18 protein-coding genes are annotated in these 17,914 nt (G+C 66.9%); 5 read left to right on the top strand and 13 right to left on the bottom strand.

Features of this window, described 5'->3' with window-relative positions:
• From DA1_RS15935 to DA1_RS15920, 4 genes are all read right to left on the bottom strand, one after another.
• Entirely contained in the window at positions 1 to 1,089 is a 1,089-nt protein-coding gene (locus DA1_RS15935) for a PilW family protein (RefSeq protein ID WP_034391874.1), read from the bottom strand.
• Positions 1,086 to 1,574: a type IV pilus modification protein PilV gene (gene pilV, locus DA1_RS15930; protein ID WP_051940613.1), complete on the bottom strand. Its 489-nt coding sequence runs from the start codon at positions 1,572 to 1,574 to the stop codon at positions 1,086 to 1,088. Before pilV ends, DA1_RS15935 begins: the two co-directional genes overlap by 4 nt.
• 19 nt (positions 1,575 to 1,593) lie before the next feature.
• A complete protein-coding gene (locus DA1_RS15925) occupies positions 1,594 to 2,427 on the bottom strand; it encodes a GspH/FimT family pseudopilin (RefSeq protein WP_080736830.1) in 834 nt (277 codons plus the stop codon).
• Positions 2,428 to 2,879: 452 nt separating this feature from the next.
• Positions 2,880 to 3,785 (bottom strand): HTH-type transcriptional regulator ArgP, encoded by a 906-nt coding sequence (locus DA1_RS15920; RefSeq protein ID WP_012204684.1) that lies wholly within the window; start codon positions 3,783 to 3,785, stop codon positions 2,880 to 2,882.
• Between the two features lie 70 nt (positions 3,786 to 3,855).
• Between DA1_RS15920 and DA1_RS15915 the strand changes: the two genes are divergently transcribed.
• Positions 3,856 to 4,506 (top strand): LysE/ArgO family amino acid transporter, encoded by a 651-nt coding sequence (locus DA1_RS15915; RefSeq protein ID WP_013803178.1) that lies wholly within the window; start codon positions 3,856 to 3,858, stop codon positions 4,504 to 4,506.
• Between the two features lie 9 nt (positions 4,507 to 4,515).
• Here the strand turns inward: DA1_RS15915 and DA1_RS15910 are convergent, their stop codons facing one another.
• Positions 4,516 to 4,827: a hypothetical protein gene (locus tag DA1_RS15910; protein ID WP_034391877.1), complete on the bottom strand. Its 312-nt coding sequence runs from the start codon at positions 4,825 to 4,827 to the stop codon at positions 4,516 to 4,518.
• A 30-nt stretch (positions 4,828 to 4,857) separates the two neighbouring features.
• The gene (locus DA1_RS15905; protein WP_013803176.1) at positions 4,858 to 5,355 is read right to left on the bottom strand and encodes an Lrp/AsnC family transcriptional regulator; all 498 of its coding nucleotides are present in this window, start codon (positions 5,353 to 5,355) and stop codon (positions 4,858 to 4,860) included.
• Positions 5,356 to 5,463: 108 nt separating this feature from the next.
• Between DA1_RS15905 and DA1_RS15900 the strand changes: the two genes are divergently transcribed.
• The gene (locus tag DA1_RS15900) at positions 5,464 to 6,366 is read left to right on the top strand and encodes an EamA family transporter (RefSeq protein ID WP_034391880.1); all 903 of its coding nucleotides are present in this window, start codon (positions 5,464 to 5,466) and stop codon (positions 6,364 to 6,366) included.
• 97 nt (positions 6,367 to 6,463) lie between these two features.
• Here DA1_RS15900 and DA1_RS15895 read toward each other — a convergent pair whose 3' ends face one another.
• Complete coding sequence (locus DA1_RS15895) at positions 6,464 to 7,249, bottom strand: MetQ/NlpA family ABC transporter substrate-binding protein (protein WP_034391882.1); 786 nt, start codon at positions 7,247 to 7,249, stop codon at positions 6,464 to 6,466.
• Between the two features lie 196 nt (positions 7,250 to 7,445).
• On the opposite strand from DA1_RS15895, the gene DA1_RS15890 reads away from it, so the two are divergent.
• The gene (locus DA1_RS15890; protein ID WP_034391884.1) at positions 7,446 to 7,664 is read left to right on the top strand and encodes a DUF3820 family protein; all 219 of its coding nucleotides are present in this window, start codon (positions 7,446 to 7,448) and stop codon (positions 7,662 to 7,664) included.
• 66 nt (positions 7,665 to 7,730) lie between these two features.
• Here DA1_RS15890 and DA1_RS15885 read toward each other — a convergent pair whose 3' ends face one another.
• The 4 genes from DA1_RS15885 to mfd form a co-directional block, all read right to left on the bottom strand.
• Positions 7,731 to 8,309 (bottom strand): hypothetical protein, encoded by a 579-nt coding sequence (locus DA1_RS15885; protein WP_034391886.1) that lies wholly within the window; start codon positions 8,307 to 8,309, stop codon positions 7,731 to 7,733.
• A gap of 306 nt (positions 8,310 to 8,615) precedes the next feature.
• Positions 8,616 to 9,329: a phosphoserine phosphatase SerB gene (gene serB, locus DA1_RS15880; protein WP_012204694.1), complete on the bottom strand. Its 714-nt coding sequence runs from the start codon at positions 9,327 to 9,329 to the stop codon at positions 8,616 to 8,618.
• Between the two features lie 79 nt (positions 9,330 to 9,408).
• The gene (locus tag DA1_RS15875) at positions 9,409 to 10,074 is read right to left on the bottom strand and encodes a hypothetical protein (RefSeq protein ID WP_034391888.1); all 666 of its coding nucleotides are present in this window, start codon (positions 10,072 to 10,074) and stop codon (positions 9,409 to 9,411) included.
• A 17-nt stretch (positions 10,075 to 10,091) separates the two neighbouring features.
• Positions 10,092 to 13,586, bottom strand: coding sequence for a transcription-repair coupling factor (mfd, locus tag DA1_RS15870; protein ID WP_034391890.1), 3,495 nt, complete (start codon positions 13,584 to 13,586; stop codon positions 10,092 to 10,094).
• Positions 13,587 to 13,767: 181 nt separating this feature from the next.
• On the opposite strand from mfd, the gene ispD reads away from it, so the two are divergent.
• Both ispD and ispF read left to right on the top strand, forming a co-directional pair.
• Positions 13,768 to 14,598 (top strand): 2-C-methyl-D-erythritol 4-phosphate cytidylyltransferase, encoded by an 831-nt coding sequence (ispD, locus tag DA1_RS15865; RefSeq protein ID WP_034391892.1) that lies wholly within the window; start codon positions 13,768 to 13,770, stop codon positions 14,596 to 14,598.
• Between the two features lie 16 nt (positions 14,599 to 14,614).
• A complete protein-coding gene (gene ispF, locus DA1_RS15860) occupies positions 14,615 to 15,094 on the top strand; it encodes a 2-C-methyl-D-erythritol 2,4-cyclodiphosphate synthase (RefSeq protein ID WP_013803157.1) in 480 nt (159 codons plus the stop codon).
• Between the two features lie 103 nt (positions 15,095 to 15,197).
• Here the strand turns inward: ispF and DA1_RS15855 are convergent, their stop codons facing one another.
• Positions 15,198 to 16,700 (bottom strand): ATP-binding protein, encoded by a 1,503-nt coding sequence (locus DA1_RS15855; protein WP_012204699.1) that lies wholly within the window; start codon positions 16,698 to 16,700, stop codon positions 15,198 to 15,200.
• 243 nt (positions 16,701 to 16,943) lie between these two features.
• Positions 16,944 to 17,681, bottom strand: a complete 738-nt coding sequence (gene ompR, locus DA1_RS15850) for an osmolarity response regulator transcription factor OmpR (protein WP_017404718.1) — start codon at positions 17,679 to 17,681, stop codon at positions 16,944 to 16,946.
• Between the last annotated feature and the right edge of the window lie 233 nt (positions 17,682 to 17,914).

The following is a 17,914-nucleotide window of genomic DNA, read 5'->3' as shown; positions in this document are numbered from 1 at the left end:
TCATTCCACCCGGTTTCGCAGCGTGAAGACCGCGCTGAATTCACGGTACAGCCGCCGATCGGCTGCGGTGGTGCGCTGGGGAGCGCCGTTGCTGTCGCGATAGAAGGTGTAGCTCTGGGGTGCGTGCAGCAGCGCACCCATGCCAGGCGCGGAGGCCATGAGAAGGCGCACTTCCACGGCGCGCACGGCAGGAGGCGGTGGCGGCGGAGTCGGGCCCGGCGTCGTCGCTCTGCCGGCCAGGCCGGAGCCGGTGTTGTTCCATACGCTGTTGCCCGGCGCCTTTTGCTGCACGGCGGCCGAGGGCTGGCCGTGTATGGACTCGATCTTGAGATCCACGGCCCCTTCGGCCAGCATGCGGCAGCTCAGGTCATTGGCTTTGCGGTGACCGGGCTTGGGATCGATCAGGCTGCTGGAGCAGTGGATGAGGCCGGTGGCGCTGCCGTCCTTGAGCCGCCCGATGAAGAACAGGTCATTGATTGCGGGCAGCACGCGTGCGTCGCGCTTGAGGGGCGTCAGGCCGCAGGTGCCCCGGTCCGGGGAGAAGCCGGAAATTCCCGATCCGGGCGGGGGCTTGATGCAGGTATCCAGGAGCGCCCGGCGGGAAATGTAGGTCTGCGAGCAATCGGTCGCGACGACCACATCGTTGTCGCTCAGTTGCTGGCTGCTCTTGTGCGTGCCCGTACCCGCGGTCCTGAGCACGTCCGACCGGGCGCTGGCCTGGGCAGGGACATCTTCCGCGAAACTGGTCCAACCATCCTGTGCCTGTCCGCGCCGGATGCCTATGGGGTCCAACAGATTCCAGTGGCGCCCGAGCCTCAGGGGCTCGGCGATGAAGGGGGGAACCTTGCTCAAGGCCGTGCTGCAGCCCGTGAAGCCCGCATTGCGCACCGCCTGGCCCATCACGCCAAAGCTCAGGCGTGCATCGCTTTGCATGCGCGCCAGTGCATTTTCATGGCGCAGCAGGCCTCTTGCGTTCACATACAGTCCCGCCAAGGCGGCCAGGAGAAACAGGGCGATGACCACCGCCACCATGAGTTCCACCAGGGTCAGGCCCTGCTGCGGGCCACGGGATGCCAGCCGATCTCTCATGGGATGACCTCGATGCTGTGTTCTTCGGGGTTTCCATCCCCGCTGCGGGGATGGCTCCAGGTCACGGTGATGAGGGTCTTGCCTTCGGCAGTCTTGACGCTGCCCTGGCCCTGGGCCAGGGCGTTGCCCAGGTCCCTTTGCCACAGGCACAGCCGGTACTGGGCATGGGCCTTGTCGTCGCCGCCTTCGCCAGGGTCGCTGCAGGATCTGGGCGCGGTGCCGCCACCGCCGTCGAAGTCGCCTGCCAGTGCGCCCCGGCGGTTGGCGCGCAGGCGTTCCACCATCTCGGCGGCCTTTTGCACGGCCGCCGTGCGCTGGTAGGAGGCATTGAGGTCGCCCAGGTTCTGATAGAGCCCCTTGAGGGTGCCCAGCAGGCCGGCGGAAATGACCACCAGGGTGACCATGACCTCCACCAGCGTGAAGCCTGCCTGCGATGCCGCAGCTGCGGCGGGGGTGGGAGCGGGGTGTGGATCCTTCCTGTCCATGCGAAGTCCTCGCTTGTGTTCAGAGGCTGGCGGCGCAGCCTATGGCTGGCGGCTTGCTGCTGCCAGAGGCGCGGGGCAGCGGGTCGCGCGGCGCCAGGTCCTGCAGGCCACCGGCATACATGGCGATATGGCGGGCGGGCAGGTGCCGGGCGCGACTCGGGCAGGCCGTGAAGGTCACGTCCGGGTTGCAGGGGTAGGCCACGCGGTGGACCTGCTCGGCGCCCGGTGCGCCCTGGCGGGCCGTGGGCCAGCAGATCTGCCCGTCCGGAAGCGCGTGTACGGCGTGGCCCGCCGATTTCATGCCCTGGCCGCCCGTCGGATACCAGGCGAAGAGATCCACGCTGCGCACGCTGGGAAACACCCTGAGGACCTGGTCGTCCTCGTCGATCACGCGGGGGGTGCTGCCGTCGCTGAAGGCGATCAGCTCGCCGGACCAATCCTGGAGCCCCTGATAGGGACCGCTGCCGATGGCGGTGTCGCTGCAGGCCTTGCGGCCCGCGCTGGCAGGGCAGATGGTGATGCGCTGGTTGCGTCGTCCCGCCTCGTGCTGGGCCATGCGCAGGGCCGCGGACAGGCGCATCAGTGCGGACTCCTGCTGGCTGGCCTGCACCATGTCGTTCATGTTGGGGGCGGCAATGGCCAGCAGGATGACCATCACGGCCAGGGTCACCATGATCTCCACCAGGGTGAAGCCCTGGTGGCGCCCTGCGGGCGGCGCAGGCATGCCGCCGGCTTCGCGGCGCCGCTGGCATGCCGCATGCGCAATGAATGGAATGCGCAAATGAAAAGCGAAGGAGTACTCCTGCATTGTCTGTCCCGTGTATTCGTCCCTGTGTATTCCTGTGGTGTTCATAGGCGAATCCTGAATATCCGGCAATGGAGGAATTGCCGGAGATGCCGATTTCCTGGATATGGAAAGTATTTCGAGGCGCGTCTATTGCCTGCGTGATTTTCAAAAAGAGTGGCGGCTTTATGAAATTGCCTTGAGGCCCGCGAATTCTCTAGGCTCACTGCAAATGATGTCAAGGCTTTTCAGAGAATCTGAGTCCTTCTTTTTGCCCCCCGGGACGCTTGTATCTGCCTTATAGGAATGCTCCTATTTGATTTCTAGGACTGTTCCTGTTTGTATTTTCCGGGCGTGCGCGGGATTATCTGATGACGCCGGTATTTCAGCGGCTTCAATGAATGGAAGACCTGTTTTTTCCGGTATTGCGATGATCCCGGGCCGGCAAAAACGCATTGGCCGGGGATGTGGATTCGACGGAGTGGGCGAGGCGGGGAAAGAGGGGGGCGTCGATGGCCCCCTCACTCCATCGGGTCAAGACAGGCGGCTGCCGCCTGGATCACGCAGTCCGTCAGCCGCTGCAGGCTGGCCTGTGCATTGCGCGCATGGGCCCAGTACATGGGAATGTCCAGGTCGTTGCCGGGCAGCAGCTCCACCAGGCTGCCTTCGGCCAGTTGCGCGCCGATCATCAGCGGCGGGTGCATGCCCCAGCCCATGCCCAGCTCGCAGGCCCGCGTATAGCCCTGGTTGGAGGGAAGAAAGTGGCGCGGCGTGTTGCGCCGCCCCTCTGCGCCCAGGCGTTGCAGCCATTGGTCCTGCAGGCTGTCCTTGCGGCCGTAGCTCATCATGGGCGTGCGCGCCATGGCCTCGGGCGTGATGCCGTCCTTCAGGTAGCGGCGGATGAAGTCGGGGCTGGCCGCCGCCACGTAGCGCATGCGGCCCAGCGGCCAGGTATTGCAGCCGGGAATGGCCGAGGAAGTGGCCGTGACGGCAGCCAGCACCTCGCCCTCGCGGATGCGCTTGGCCGTGTGGTCCTGGTCGTCGATGCTGATGTCCAGCAGCTCGTTGCCGTCGCGCGTGAAGGCGGACATGGCATCCATGAACCAAGTGGACAGCGAGTCGGCATTGACGGCCAGCTTGAGCGTGGGCAGGGCGGTCTGGCCCTCGGGGACCAGCTCCGGGTTCTTGCGGCGCAGATCGTTTTCGAGCAGGGCCACCTGCTCCAGGTGCAGGCACAGCCTGCGGCCCGCATCGGTGCCCGAGCAGGGCTGGCCGCGCAGCACCAGCACCTGGCCCACACGCTCCTCCAGCAGCTTGATGCGCTGGGAAACGGCCGAGGGCGTGACATGCAGCTTGCGCGCCGCGCGCTCGAAGCTGCCTTCGCGCACCACGGCCGCCAGGGCTTCGAGTCCGGCGTAGTCGAGCATTTAGATATTCTTCATTTGGTTGAGTAAATGTAATTTTACTTAACCATTTGCCGGCCAGACAATCCCGGCCATGTGGACTGCAAATGTTTCTTCTTCCTGGCTGGCGGGCTTCACGGTCTGCCTGTCTCTCATCGTCTCCATCGGCGCCCAGAACCTCTATGTGCTGCGCCAAGCCGTGCACGGTCAGCATGTGCGCGCCTGCGTGGCCTGGTGCGTGGTGAGCGACGTGGTGCTCATCGGCCTGGGCGTGGCGGGCATGGCCCGGCTGCTGGGCGACAACCCCGACCTGGCCCGCTACCTGACGCTGGGCGGCGCCCTGTTCCTGCTGGCCTATGGGCTGATCGCGCTGTGGCGCATGGCCATGGCGCCCGATGCGCAACTGGCGGCATCGGGCGGGCAACTGGCCCCGCGTGGCCTGCTGGGCGTGGTCTCCACGCTGGCCGTGATCACCCTGTTCAACCCCCATGTCTATCTGGACACGGTGCTGCTCATGGGTTCCATCGGCGCGCGCCAGGAAGGCGTACTCAAGTGGGTCTATGTGGTGGGCGCCGCATCGGCCAGCCTGTCGTGGTTCGTGGCGCTGGCCTTTGCGGGCCGCCGCATGAAGCGCCTGTTCGAGAAGCCGCAGGCCTGGCGCGTTCTCGATGGCCTCACGGGCGTGATGATGCTGGCGCTGGCCTGGTGGGTGGCTGGCAGCGCGTTGGCACCGGCAGTTGGCTGACCGCGCAGATCAGTCTGCGGCCGGGGCTTCCTCGCCGGGCGCCCAGGTGCCCACGGCCTCGATGAGGTTCCAGCTGTTGCATTCGATGCAGTAGTGGCCCGTGGCGCCGGTTTTCTGGCTGGTCGCCTCGATGACGACCTTGTGGCCATGGCGCTGGGCCTCGGACAAGGGCTGGATCTTGTCGTAGTTGTATTGCTCGGCCAGGTCGCCCCGGAAGGAAATGGTGATGCGGTCGCGCTTGGGATAGTAGTCACGCTCGTACTTGTCGAGGGTGCGTGTGGCGACGAGGCGGGCCATGCTGTCCGGTGAAGGTGCGCTCAAAGCAGTCTCCTGGTGTATGTCTAGGTTGTGTCAACTTGTTTCATTGTCGGGCTTGTGTTCTGCCATCGGCAACTGCAGCCCGGTCTTGATGCGTTCCAGAGCGATCGAGGTGGTGTAGCGCCGGATGTTGTCGTCTCCGGAGAACAGCCGCGCCGCCAGCGCCTGGTACTCCTGCATATCGGCAGCCGTGACGATCAATGAATAGTCGGCTTCCCCGGTCACGTAGTAACACTGCTGCACGGCGGGCTCGCGCGCCACGCGCGCGCGAAAGGCCAGGGACAGGTCCGGGCGCTCGTTGGCCAGCTGCACGTTGATGAGCACGGTGAGCGGGCGCCCCGTGCGCACGGGATCGACCACGGCCACGTTGGCCGTGATCACGCCCAGCTCCTGCAGGCGCCGTATGCGCCGCTGCACGGCCGGTGCCGAAAGGTGGACCTGCTCGGCAATGAGGCGCTGCGGCGTGAGGTTGTCGCGCTGGAGCACGTCGAGGATGGCGCGGTCAAAAGTATCGAGTGCGATGGCGGGCATGGGGCAGGGGCAGAAAACGGGTGCGAGGCGGTCGGAAAGAGCGAATGTTGCGCGAAGAGGCCCCAAAACGAGCCTTTTGCATCGCTGGCCTGCAATATCGTACGTGCCATGACAACAAACACCACATGGAACCGCGCCTGGCCCCTGCTGGCCGTGCTGGGCTCGGTCACGGCACTGGGCGTGGGCACTTCTCTTGCCAAGCAGCTTTTTCCGGTGCTGGGCGCCCAGGGCACTTCGGCATTGCGCGTGGGCTTTGCCGCGCTGATCCTGGTGGCCATCTGGCGGCCCTGGCGCTGGACGCTGGCCCGCCCCCAGGCGTGGGCGCTGCTGCGTTTCGGCGTGGCGCTGGGCGCCATGAACCTGCTGTTCTACATGGCGCTGCGCACCATTCCCTTTGGATTGGCCGTGGCCATCGAATTCTCCGGTCCGCTGGCCGTGGCCATCTACCACTCGCGCCGGCCGGTGGACTTTGTCTGGCTGGCGCTGGCCGTGGCGGGGCTGGCCCTGATTTTGCCGATAGGGGGCGCCGGCGCGGGCGGATTGGTGCTGGAGCCCGTGGGCATTGCCTGCGCCGTGGGCGCTGCCATCTGCTGGGCGCTGTACATCCTGCTGGGGCAGCGCCTGGGCAGCATTCCCAGCGGCCAGGCCGTGTCGCTGGGCCTGGTGTTCGCCGCCATGGTGGTGGTGCCTTTCGGCGTGGCCGAAGCGGGGGCCAAGCTGCTGCAGCCGTCCATCCTGGCCTTCGGTCTGGTGGTGGCGGCCATCTCCAGCGCCTTGCCCTATACGCTGGAGATGATGGCCCTGCGCCGCCTGCCACCGGCCACCTTCGGCATCGCCCTGGCCACGGAGCCTGCGATTGCCGCCCTCATGGGCATGCTGCTGCTGCATGAGCACCTGGTGGGGACCCAGTGGCTGGCCATCGCCTGCATCATGGGCGCGGCCATGGGCAGCGCCATCACGCGGCCCGCTGCGGCGGCCAAGGCGCCGGCCGAGGTGACGCCTGCGGGTTGAGTGGCGATACCAGGGAAGGGGAATGAAAAAAGCGCTGCCGAGGCAGCGCTTTTTTTGCGGGGACAGGATGCAGCCGAGCGGCTGCATTCCCTGCGCCTCAGAACGCAGGAACGACAGCGCCCTTGTACTTCTCGAGGATGAACTTCTTCACGTCGGGCGTGTGCAGCGCGTTCATCAGCTTGGCGATGTTGGGATCGTTGGCACGGTCCTGGCGCGAGACCACGATGTTGGTGTAGGGCGAATCGGAGCCTTCGATGAACAGCGCATCCTTGGTGGGATTGAGCTTGGCCTCGATGGCGTAGTTGGTGTTGATCAGGGCCAGGTCCACGTCAGCCAGCGCGCGTGGCAGCAGCGGGGCTTCGAGTTCCTTGAACTTGAGCTTCTTGGGGTTCTTGGCCACGTCCAGCGGCGTGGGGGTCAGGCTCTTGGGGTCCTTGAGCTCGATCAGGCCCTGCTTGGCCAGCAGGATCAGGGCGCGGCCGCCGTTGGAGGGGTCGTTGGGGATGGCGATGGTGGCGCCGTCCTTCAGATCCTTCACGTTCTTGATCTTCTGCGAGTAACCGCCGAAGGGCTCCACGTGGACCTTGCCATTGGGCACGGCCACCAGCGAGGTCTTGCGGTCCTTGTTGTAGCTGTCCAGGTAGGGCTGGTGCTGGAAGAAGTTCACGTCCAGCTGCTTGTCCTCGACGGCCGCATTGGGCTGCACGTAGTCGCTGAATTCCTTGATCTGCAGGTCGATGCCCTGGGCCTTGAGGGCCGGCTTCACATGGTTGAGGATTTCTGCATGGGGCACGGCGGTGGCGCCGACCTTGAGCACGTCGGCGGCCTGGGCCGTCAGGGCCAGCGTGGCAATCGCGATTGCGGAGAGGGCTTTCTTCAACATGACCGGAGGACTTTCTTCAACGGGTTGCAAAAACGCCGCAGGCCCGGTGGAGTGGTTCTGTATCGGGCGGTACGGCAGGCAGGCGCATAGTCTAGTGCGGAGCCAGCGGCCGCAATGAACAATTTTGCTATTTGGTTATAAGGCTGTGGCTTTTTATGCAGATTCTTGCGATGCCGCAGCGCGTACCATCGCCGCCATGGACTCCGAAATGCTGCAAAAGCTGGTGCTGGTGCACATGCCCTACGGCAAATACAAAGGCCGGCTGATCGCCGACCTGCCCGGCAACTATCTGAACTGGTTCGCACGCGAAGGCTTCCCCAAGGGAGAGCTGGGCCAGTTGCTGGCGCTGATGCAGGAACTGGACCACAACGGCCTGTCGCACCTGCTGCAGCCGCTGCGCGCCGGGCCGCGCTGAAACGGCCGCCCTACAAAGCAAAAGGCCGCGACGGGCGCGGCCTTTCCGGGGGAAAACGCAGGCGGTTTACTTGGCGGCAGCGCGGGCGGCTTCGGCCTTGGCCTTGGCTTCGTCGGCCTTGCGCTGCAGCTCGGCTGCCTCGGTTTCAGCGGCCTTGGCCTTGGCTTCGGCTTCCTTGGCGGCCGCGTCCTTTTCAGGGGTCATGGCGCCAGCCAGCGCATTGCCGGCCATGGAGCCTGCAACGGCGCCCACGGCAGCGGCGCCCAGCGTGCCCATCATGCCGGAGCCGCGTGCTGCGGGAGCGGCAGCCGCGCCAGGTGCAGCAGCAGCGGGGGCTGCCGCAGCGGGAGCGGCCCCAGCCGCAGGTGCCGCAGCGGGGGCTGCCCCAGCGGTCGGGGCTGCAGGCGTGGTCGGCGCGGCGGGGGTGGACGGAGTCGCCGCCTTGCTGGCGGTGGGTGCCGCAGGCGCTGCGGGCTGAGCGGGGGCCTTGCCGATCGACGCCGGGCGCACGGACTTGCCGCCGCTGCCCATGCGCTTGGCCTGGGCCAGCGTGGGCACGGTCAGCGATGCAATGGCCAGGGCGATCACGGAGGCAGTGGCGCGGAACGAAGTCTTCACGGAGTTTTTTCCAATCATGGTGGTCATGTACACGGTCGGCGCAGGCGGGCCCGCGCCGGTCGGCGCGCCACAGGCTGCCCGTATGCGGGCAGGCCTGCGGCCTTGTGTATCACATGGGGATGGGGGAGGAGATTCCAAGCACCGGCGCGCGGATGCGCCGGCGTGCAGCCTGCTGTTGTAGGTGGGCCACCCGGCGCTGGGGCGGTGGCCTATGGGGCTGCGTGAAGCATTGTAGAAAAGACTGGGGCTTGCCGGAAAAGCAAGCCCACAGAACATTCTCAGCTATTGATTGCGGAGCGGCGCAGCGGCCTGCGCGCGCACTGCCGCCCGTTTTCAGCGCAGGACTTCCAGCAGGCGGTCCAGGCCGCCTTCGGTGATGGAGACCTTGGCTTCGTTGCGTACGCGCGGCTTGGCGTGGTAGGCCACGGACAGTCCTGCGACCTGCATCATGGGAATGTCGTTGCTGCCGTCGCCCACGGCGATGCACTGGTCGGGGCGAATGCCCAGCAGCGAGGCGACTTCCAGCAGGGTGCGGCGCTTTTCGGCGCCGTCGCAGATGTCGCCCCAGGGCTGCTCGATCAGGCCGCCGGTCAGCGCGCCGTCACGCATCTCCAGCACGTTGGCACGCACGAAGTCGATGCCCAGCATGCCGCGCACATGTTCGGCAAAGTAGGTGAAGCCGCCCGAGACCAGCAGCACCTTCAGGCCCGCAGCCTGGGCTGCGCGCACCAGGGTTTCGGCGCCCGGGGAGAGCTTCAGGCGCTCGGCCAGCACGCGGGCCATGTCGGCCTCGGTCACGCCGACGAGCTTGCCCACGCGCTGGCGCAGGCTGTCCTTGAAGTCGGTGATCTCGCCGCGCATGGTGGCTTCGGTGATGGCCGAGACCTCGGCCTTCTTGCCGGTGGCGTCGGCGATTTCGTCGATGCACTCGATGGTGATCAGCGTCGAGTCCATGTCGAACGCGATGAGCTTGTAGTCGGCCAGCTTCAGTGGCGGCTGGATGCCGCGGATCAGCAGTCCGGGCGCGAATTCGGTGACATCGGTCATGGGTGGGGCAGCAAAAAGGGGACGGGCCGCCGGGCTGGCGGGAAACAGGCGCAAATCATATCCAGTGGCGGGCCTGCCGTCAGGCTGCGGGCGGCTGGCGCAGGTAGATGGCGTCCGACCAGGTGGCCAGCCATTGGGGGCGAAACACCACGAAGATGGCGGTGACCATGCCGGTGACCACGGCATCGCCCCAGGCCATGAGCCAGCGCGCGATGCGTGACAGATCCTCGTTGACGCCGGGCAGGGCGTGGCCCGCCGCCTGGGCCAGCAGGGCCGAGATGAAAACGCACAGCACCGTGCCCGCAAAGCCGCGCGCGAGGATGTAGACAAAGATCTGGTGCGGCAGCCAGCGCCGCAGCGCCGCGCCCCAGAGCATGGCCAGCGTGGCAGGCACGATGCCCTGCCAGACCGCGATGCCCAGCGCATCGCCCCAGCCCAGGGCCGGCGACAGCAGGGCGGCCAGCCCGCCCACGATGAGCAGCAGCGGCACGGACAGGGGCCAGCCCAGCATGAGCACCACCAGCGGCGCAGATGACCACTGCAATTGCAGCGGCATGCGGTGCAGCGTGGGCAGGGCCCAGATCCAGGGCAGCAGCACGAGCACGCCCAGCAGTGGCGTGATCAGGGGCGAGGCCATGCGGTCCTGCGGGCCGCCCGGACCGGTGCGGCCGGCCAGCATGCGCCAGGGGCGCAGCCACAGCGCGGTGGCCAGGGCCAGCAGGGCAATGCTCGCTTCGAGGAACATGGCTGGAACGACGCGTTCTATGCGGGCTGGGCCGCCTTCGCTTCCACCAGCGGCTGGCCCAGGCTGCGCAGCACGTCGCGCACCATCTGGGCGCGGTCCTTGGGGTTGTCCAGGGCACGCTCGATGCGCAGCTTCTCGTTGCCGGCCAGCTTGATGTGCTTGTTCTTCTGGATGAGGTGGATGATGGCCATCGGGTCCACGGGTGGTTGGGGCTTGAAGGTGATGTTGATGACGCCGGGCGCCGCATCCACCTTGACCACGCCGTAGGGCTGGGACAGCACGCGCAGGCGGTGCACGTCGATCAGCGTCTGCGCCTGGGGCGGCAGCTTGCCGAAGCGGTCCACGATTTCTTCGAGCAGGGTGTCGATCTGGTCGCTGGTGCGGGCCGTGGCCAGTTTCTTGTAGAAGGACAGGCGCAGGTGCACGTCGCCACAGTAGTCGTTGGGCAGCAGGGCCGGCGCGTGCAGGTTGATGTCGGTGGAGGCCGACAGCGGGCTGAGCAGGTCGGGCTCCTTGCCGGCCTTGAGGCTGCGCACGGCCTCGGACAGCATCTCGTTGTAGAGCTGGAAGCCCACCTCCATCATGTTGCCGCTCTGGTTCTCGCCCAGCACCTCGCCGGCGCCGCGGATCTCCAGGTCGTGCATGGCCAGGTAGAAGCCCGAGCCCAGTTCCTCCATCTGCTGGATGGCCTCCAGCCGCTGCTGGGCCTGCTTGGTCAGGCTGTCCAGGTCGGGCACCATCAGGTAGGCATAGGCCTGGTGGTGGCTGCGGCCCACGCGGCCGCGCAGCTGGTGCAGCTGGGCCAGGCCGAACTTGTCGGCGCGGCTGATGAGGATGGTGTTGGAGCTGGGCACGTCGATGCCGGTCTCGATGATGGTCGAGCACAGCAATATGTTGTAGCGCTGGGCCACGAAGTCGCGCATCACGCGTTCGAGCTCGCGCTCGGGCATCTGGCCGTGGGCCACGGCAATGCGTGCCTCGGGCAGGATTTCCTCGAGCTTTTGCTTGCGGTTCTCGATGGTCTCGACCTCGTTGTGCAGGAAGTAGCACTGGCCGCCGCGCTTGAGCTCGCGCAGCACGGCCTCGCGGATCACGCCCGTGCCCTCGTTGCGCACAAAGGTCTTGATGGCCAGGCGCCGCTGGGGCGCGGTGGCGATGACGGACAGGTCGCGCAGGCCTTCCAGCGCCATGCCCATGGTGCGCGGGATGGGCGTGGCCGTCAGCGTGAGCACGTCCACCTCGGCGCGCATGGCCTTCATGGCTTCCTTATGGCGCACGCCGAAGCGGTGCTCCTCGTCGATGATCAGCAGGCCCAGGTTCTTGAACTGCGTGGACTCCGACAGCAGCTTGTGCGTGCCCACGACGATGTCCACCGAGCCGTCGGCAATGCCCTTGACGGCCGCCGTGATCTCCTTGCCCGAGCGAAAGCGCGAGACTTCGGCCACCTTGATCGGCCACTTGGAGAAGCGGTCCACCAGGGTCTGGTAATGCTGCTCGGCCAGCAGCGTGGTGGGCGCGAGAAAGGCCACCTGCTTGCCGCCCGTGATGGCCACGAAGGCCGCGCGCAGCGCCACCTCGGTCTTGCCGAAGCCCACGTCGCCGCAGACCAGGCGGTCCATGGGCTGGGGGCTGATCATGTCCTGGATCACGGCGTGGATGGCGGCGCGCTGGTCCGCCGTTTCCTCGAAGCCGAAGTCGTTGGCGAACTGCTCGTAGTCCTGGGGCGAGTAGCGGAAGGCATGGCCCTGGCGCGCGGCGCGGCGCGCATAGATGTTCAGCAGCTCGGCTGCCGAGTCGCGCACCTGCTCGGCCGCCTTGCGCTTGGCCTTTTCCCACTGCGTGCCGCCGAGCTTGTGCAGCGGCGCGTCCTCGGGCGAGACGCCCGTGTAGCGGCTGATCAGCTGCAACTGGCTGACGGGCACGTAGAGCACGGCGTTGCCCGCGTACTCCAGGTGCAGGAACTCCTGCACGGCCGGCGTGCCGTCAGGGTTCTTCTGGCCCATGTCCATGTTGACCAGGCCCTGGTAGCGGCCGATGCCGTGGTCCGAATGCACCACGGGGTCGCCCACCTTGAGTTCGGACAGGTCCTTGATCAGCGCCTCCACATCGCTGACCTGCTCCTGGCGGCGGCGCCTGCGGCCCGTGGGGCTGGTGGCGAACAGCTCCGTCTCGGTGACGAAGTCCAGGCCTTCCTCCACCCAGGCAAAGCCGTTCATCAGCCCGGCCGTGGCAATGCCCACCTTCTCGCCCGCATCGCCCTGGAACTCGGCCAGCGAGTCGAAGACCGGCGGGTTCACGCCCGAGGCGCGGAAGAAGTCCAGCAGGCTTTCGCGCCGGCCATCGGACTCGGCCAGCAGCAGGATGCGGTGGGCGCTGCTGGCAATGTGCCTTTGCAGGCGCGCCAGCGGGTCTTCCGCGCCGCGCACCACGGACAGGTCCTCCAGCTTCTGGAAGATGGCGCTGTCTGCCACGTCCTCGGTGCCTGGGCGCAGCGCGAGCTGGGCGTGCTCCTTGGCGCGCGTGTAGAACTGGTCGGCGGACAGGAACAGCACCTCGGGCGGCAGGGCCGGGCGCTCGGGGTCGCCTTGCACCAGGCGGAAGCGCTCCTTGGTGTCCTGCCAAAAGCGCTGGAAGGCCGGCTCCAGGTCGCCATGCATCACCACGGTGGCATCGGCGCCCAGGTAGTCGAACACGGTGGCCGTTTCGTCGAAGAACAGCGGCAGGTAGTACTCGATGCCGGCCGTGGCAATGCCTTGGCCCATGTCCTTGTAGATGCGGCTGCGCGTGGGATCGCCCTCCAGCAGCTCGCGCCAGCGCTGGCGGAACTTGGCGCGTGCGTCCTCGTCCATGGGGAACTCGCGGCCGGGCAGCAGGCGCACCTCGGGCACGGGGTAGAGGCTGCGCTGGGTGTCGGGATCGAAGGTGCGGATGGAGTCGATCTCGTCGTCGAACAGATCCACGCGGTAGGGCTGCAGCGAGCCCATGGGAAACAGGTCGATCAGGCCGCCCCGCACCGCGTACTCGCCGTGGCTGACCACCTGGGAGACATGCTGGTAGCCGGCCAGGGTCAGCTGGGCCTTGAGCTTGGCCTCGTCCAGCTTCTGGCCGCTCTTGAACTCGAAGGTGTAGCCGGCCAGGAAGGAGGGCGGCGCCAGCCGGTACAGCGCCGTGGTGGCGGGCACCAGCACCACGTCGGCACCATGCTCCTTGTCGCGCTGGTTGATGCGCCACAGCGTGGCCAGGCGCTCGCTGATCAGGTCCTGGTGGGGGGAGAAGCTGTCGTAGGGCAGGGTCTCCCAGTCGGGGAACAGCGCGCAGCGCAGGCCCGGGGCGAAGAAGGCCATCTCGTCGATCAGCCGCTGGGCATCCGAGGCGTCGGCCGTGACGATGGCCGTCACCCGGCCAGCAGCCTTCTCGCGCTCGCCCAGGCGGGCCAGCAGCAGGGCGTCGGCGCTGCCCACGGGGCGGGGCAGGGTGAAGCGTTTTCCGGGAGTGAGCTTGGGCAGTTCCATGGTGCTTGGACGTTGGCGCCGCAGCGCCTGGGCGAAGTAACGACAAAACCCCTCGGCACGCGCAGAGGGGTATCGAACCATTTTAGCCAGCACGCATGACGGCCATGCAGGCATGCCCGCATGTCCATGGTGGCTCATGGCCGCTCGTGGCCGCGCATGGCGGTCACTACAATGCGCCTCCATGACAGATCTGCTTGCGGCGGCTGCGCCCGCGTCCCTGGAGCCGGCCCGCCTGTGGGCCTTGATCCCCTGTGCGGGCACGGGCTCGCGCGCCATCGCACCCGATGCGCCTGCGCCTGAACTGCCCAAGCAATACCATCTGGTGGCCGGTGCGCCCATGGTGGCGCACACGCTGGCCGCCTTTGCCGGTGCAGCGCGCGTGCACCACACGCTGGTGGTGATTGCCCCCGGCGATGATTTCTGGCGCCAGGGCCTGCCGGGCCCGTCGCCCACGCGCTACTCCACGGCGGCCTGCGGCGGCACCACGCGGGCCGAATCCGTGACCAACGGCCTGAAGGAGCTGCTGGCGCGCGGTGCGAGTGCGCATGACTGGGTGCTGGTGCACGACGCCGCGCGCTGCCTGGTGACGCCCGAACTGATCGATGCCCTGATCGACGCCTGCGAGCACGATGCCGTGGGCGGCCTGCTGGCGCACAAGCTGCCCGACACGCTCAAGACAGCCGTGACCGGGCCTGGCGGGGTGCGCGTGGCGGGCACGGTGGACCGCAGCGACAAATGGCTGGCGCAGACGCCGCAGATGTTTCGCATCGCGCCGCTGCTCGACGCCCTGGAGCACGCGGGATCGGCCGTGACCGACGAGGCCAGCGCCATGGAGGCCGTGGGCCAGCGCCCGCGCCTGGTGCCCGGCGGCGCGCAGAACTTCAAGGTCACCTATCCCGACGACTTTGCGCTGGCTGCCGCCGTGCTGTCGCAGCGCGCGCATGGCGCGACGCTGGAACGCTACCGGGGCAAGCGCGACCAGCCGCAGGCGTCGGGCAATCCGTTTTTCTGAACCTGGAATGTTTCACATGAATTTTCGTATTGGCGAGGGCTGGGACGTGCATGCCCTGGTGCCCGGGCGCAAGCTGATCCTGGGCGGCATCGAGGTGCCGCATGAACTGGGGCTGCTGGGCCACTCCGATGCCGACGTGCTGCTGCACGCCATCACCGACGCGTTGCTGGGCGGCGCGGCGCTGGGCGACATCGGCCGGCATTTCCCCGACACCGACCCCGAATTCCGTGGCGCCGATTCGCTGGTGCTGCTGGTGGAAGCTGCGCGCCGCGTGCGCGCCACGGGCCTGGAGATTGGCAACATCGACAGCACCATCATTGCCCAGGCTCCCAAGCTGGCGCCGCACATTCCTGCCATGCGCGAGCGCATCGCCACGGCGCTGGGCCTGGCGCTGGACCAGGTCAACGTCAAGGCCAAGACGGCCGAGAAGCTCGGGCCCGTGGGCCAGCAACAGGCCATGGAGGCGCGCGCCGCCGCCTTGCTGTTCCGCGCCTGACCAGCGGGGTGCCGTCCCCATGGCAAAAGGCCCCGGCGATCGGTCAATGATCGCCGGGGCCTTTGTATCTGCCGAACGTATCTGACGAACGCGCACTGCGGGCTCAGTCTTCTCCGTCCAGGGCGCCGTCCTGCGCACGCGGAGGCAGCTGGCGCTTGATCTGCGGGCGCTGCAGACGCTGCTCGGGCTCGGCACCCTTGGCCACGCCCGAGGCACGCTGCAACTGCACATGGGCAACCAGCCCGCCCGTGGAGGAGTTGGACAGCGCAAACACGCCGCCCATGCGCTGCACCGTCTTGTCCACGATGGACAGGCCCAGGCCCGCGCCCGCTGCGGCCGTGCGCGCAGAGTCGCCACGGAAGAAGGGCTGGGTCAGGCTGGCCAACTGCTCGGGCGGCACGCCCCGGCCATGGTCGCGGATGCGAATCACGACCCAGCTTTCGCGCTCCGATGCCGTCACGTCCACGTGGGTGGTTTCGGTCTCTGGCGTCTTGCCGTAGCGGCGTGCGTTCTCGAACAGGTTGGAGATCACGCGCGCCAGTTCCACCTCGTCGGCCAGTACATAGACGCCTTCGGGCACGGCCATGCTGATCTGCAGCTCGCGGTGGTCCTGCACCGCATAGACGCAGGAAGACACCACGGCATGCAGGTTGACCGGGTTGAGGGTCACATGGTCGGGGCGGGCGTAGTCCAGGAATTTGTCGATGGTGGCGTCCAGCTGCACGATGTCGGCCACCATATGCTCGCGCGCCACGTCGTCCACCACGCTCATCTCGGTCTCCAGCCGCAGGCGGGCGAGTGGCGTGCGCAGGTCGTGGGAGATGCCAGCCAGCATCACCGCGCGGTCCTGCTCCAGCTGGGCCAGTTTCTGCGCCATGCGGTTGAAGCCGATGTTGACCTCGCGGATCTCGCTGGTGACGGCTTCCTCGTCGAGCTGGCTGGCGTCAAAGTCGCCATCTCGCACGCGGTTGGCCGCATAGCTCAACTGCTTGAGCGGCCGGTTGATCAGGCGCGCGATGGCTGCCGCGCCCGCGAGGGACAGCAGGCCGGCCGTGATCAGCCAGATCAGCCAGGTGCGCCCGCTGGCCGGCGTGAAGCGCGAGCGGTCCATCAGCAGCCATGTGCGGTCGCCATTGATGGTGAAGCCCACCCACAGCCCCGGTTCGCCATTGACGCTACGCGCCACGATGGTGCCGTAGCCCAGGCGGCGCGTGAGCTCCTCGGTCAGGCGCTTGCCCAGCGTGCTCTGGTCCAGCAGCTCGAAGCTGTCACCAGGCTCGCGCGGCAGAATGCGCACGCCTTCCTGGTCGGCCATGGTCTTGATCAGAGAGACGCGGTTGATGGCATCCGAATGCACCAGGGCCGCGCGGCTGAGGTTGACCAGCGAGGCGATCTGCTGGGCGGTGTGCAGCGTGCGCGGCTCGAACTCGAAGGCACGCAGCGTCTGCAGCCACGCCAGGATGCTGCCCACCAGCAGCAGGGCCAGCAGGCAGAAGGTGCGCCAGAAAAGATTGAGTCCCAGCGGAGAGCGCGCAGTCATGCGCCGCTCGTAGTCGAGCGGCGCAGGGCTGGTGGCGTCGTGGGGCGGGACGGTGAAGGAACTCATGGAATGCGGTTCGTCATTCTAGGGGCCGGCTGCGAGATTACGCCTGTGCCGGCCAGCCTGCGTTACCGGTTGTCTCGGTCGACAGGGTGAGGTTTTGGCGCTGCGCATTGTCAACGGCACATAAAACGTTACGGCCCCAACCCAGGGACGCCGAGCAAGAGCCGCCTCGCGGCGAGGGCGTCGTCCCCCTCCCGCGTAGCGAGAGAGGGGGAAGGCGCGCAGCGCCTCAGGGGGTGATGCATTTCAGTTCGCGCCATCGGGTACGAACACGTAGCCCACACCCCAGACCGTCTGGATATAGCGCGGTGCGGCGGCATCTTCCTCGATCAGCTTGCGCAGGCGCGAGACCTGCACGTCCAGGCTGCGGTCGAAGGGCTCGAACTCGCGGCCGCGCGCCAGCAGGGCCAGCTTCTCGCGCGACAGCGGCTGGCGCGGGTGGCGCACCAGGGCCTTGAGCATGGCGAATTCGCCCGTGGTCAGCGGCAGTTCCTCGCCATTCTTTTGCAGCACGCGCGTGCCCAGGTCGAAGGTGAAGGGGCCGAAGCTCACCACCTCGTTGTCGCCGGAAGGCGCGCCCGGCGCTTCCTGCGGCGGGCGGCGGCGCAGCACGGCATGGATGCGGGCCAGCAGTTCGCGGGGGTTGAAGGGCTTGCCCAGGTAGTCGTCGGCGCCCACTTCCAGGCCCACGATGCGGTCCACATCCTCGCCCTTGGCGGTCAGCATGATGATGGGCGTGCGGTCATTGGCCGAGCGCAGGCGGCGGCAGATGGACAGGCCATCCTCGCCGGGCATCATCAGGTCAAGCACGATCAGGTCCACGGTCTCGCGCAGCAGGATGCGGTTCAGCGCCTTGCCATCTTCGGCAATCATGATCTCGAAGCCTTCCTGCGTCAGGTAGCGGCGCAGCAGGTCGCGGATGCGCGCATCGTCATCCACCACCAGGATCTTGTCGGTGCGGTTGGTCGTAGTGGCCATGTTCATCCTCGGTCGGTCATTTGTAACAGCCGCCATTGTTACCAGCTTGGGCTGAAAAGTCTGGTCAAAACCCCGAACTTTTGCCGTGTGTTACAGATGTTGCGTTTAAATTTAGAACGGAAAATGTGTCTTTAGAATATTTAACTATGGGTTCATCGCGTTGATGCATTTATCGTTGCAATAATGTTGTGAATGACGGGGCGAATAGGCCTGAACGGCTCCACACCTGTCACCATCTG

This window comes from Delftia acidovorans NBRC 14950 (genome assembly GCF_001598795.1).
GTDB lineage: Bacteria > Pseudomonadota > Gammaproteobacteria > Burkholderiales > Burkholderiaceae_C > Comamonas > Comamonas acidovorans.
Note: the sequence above shows the minus strand (reverse complement) of the source record. Positions and strands in the feature narration are given on the sequence as shown.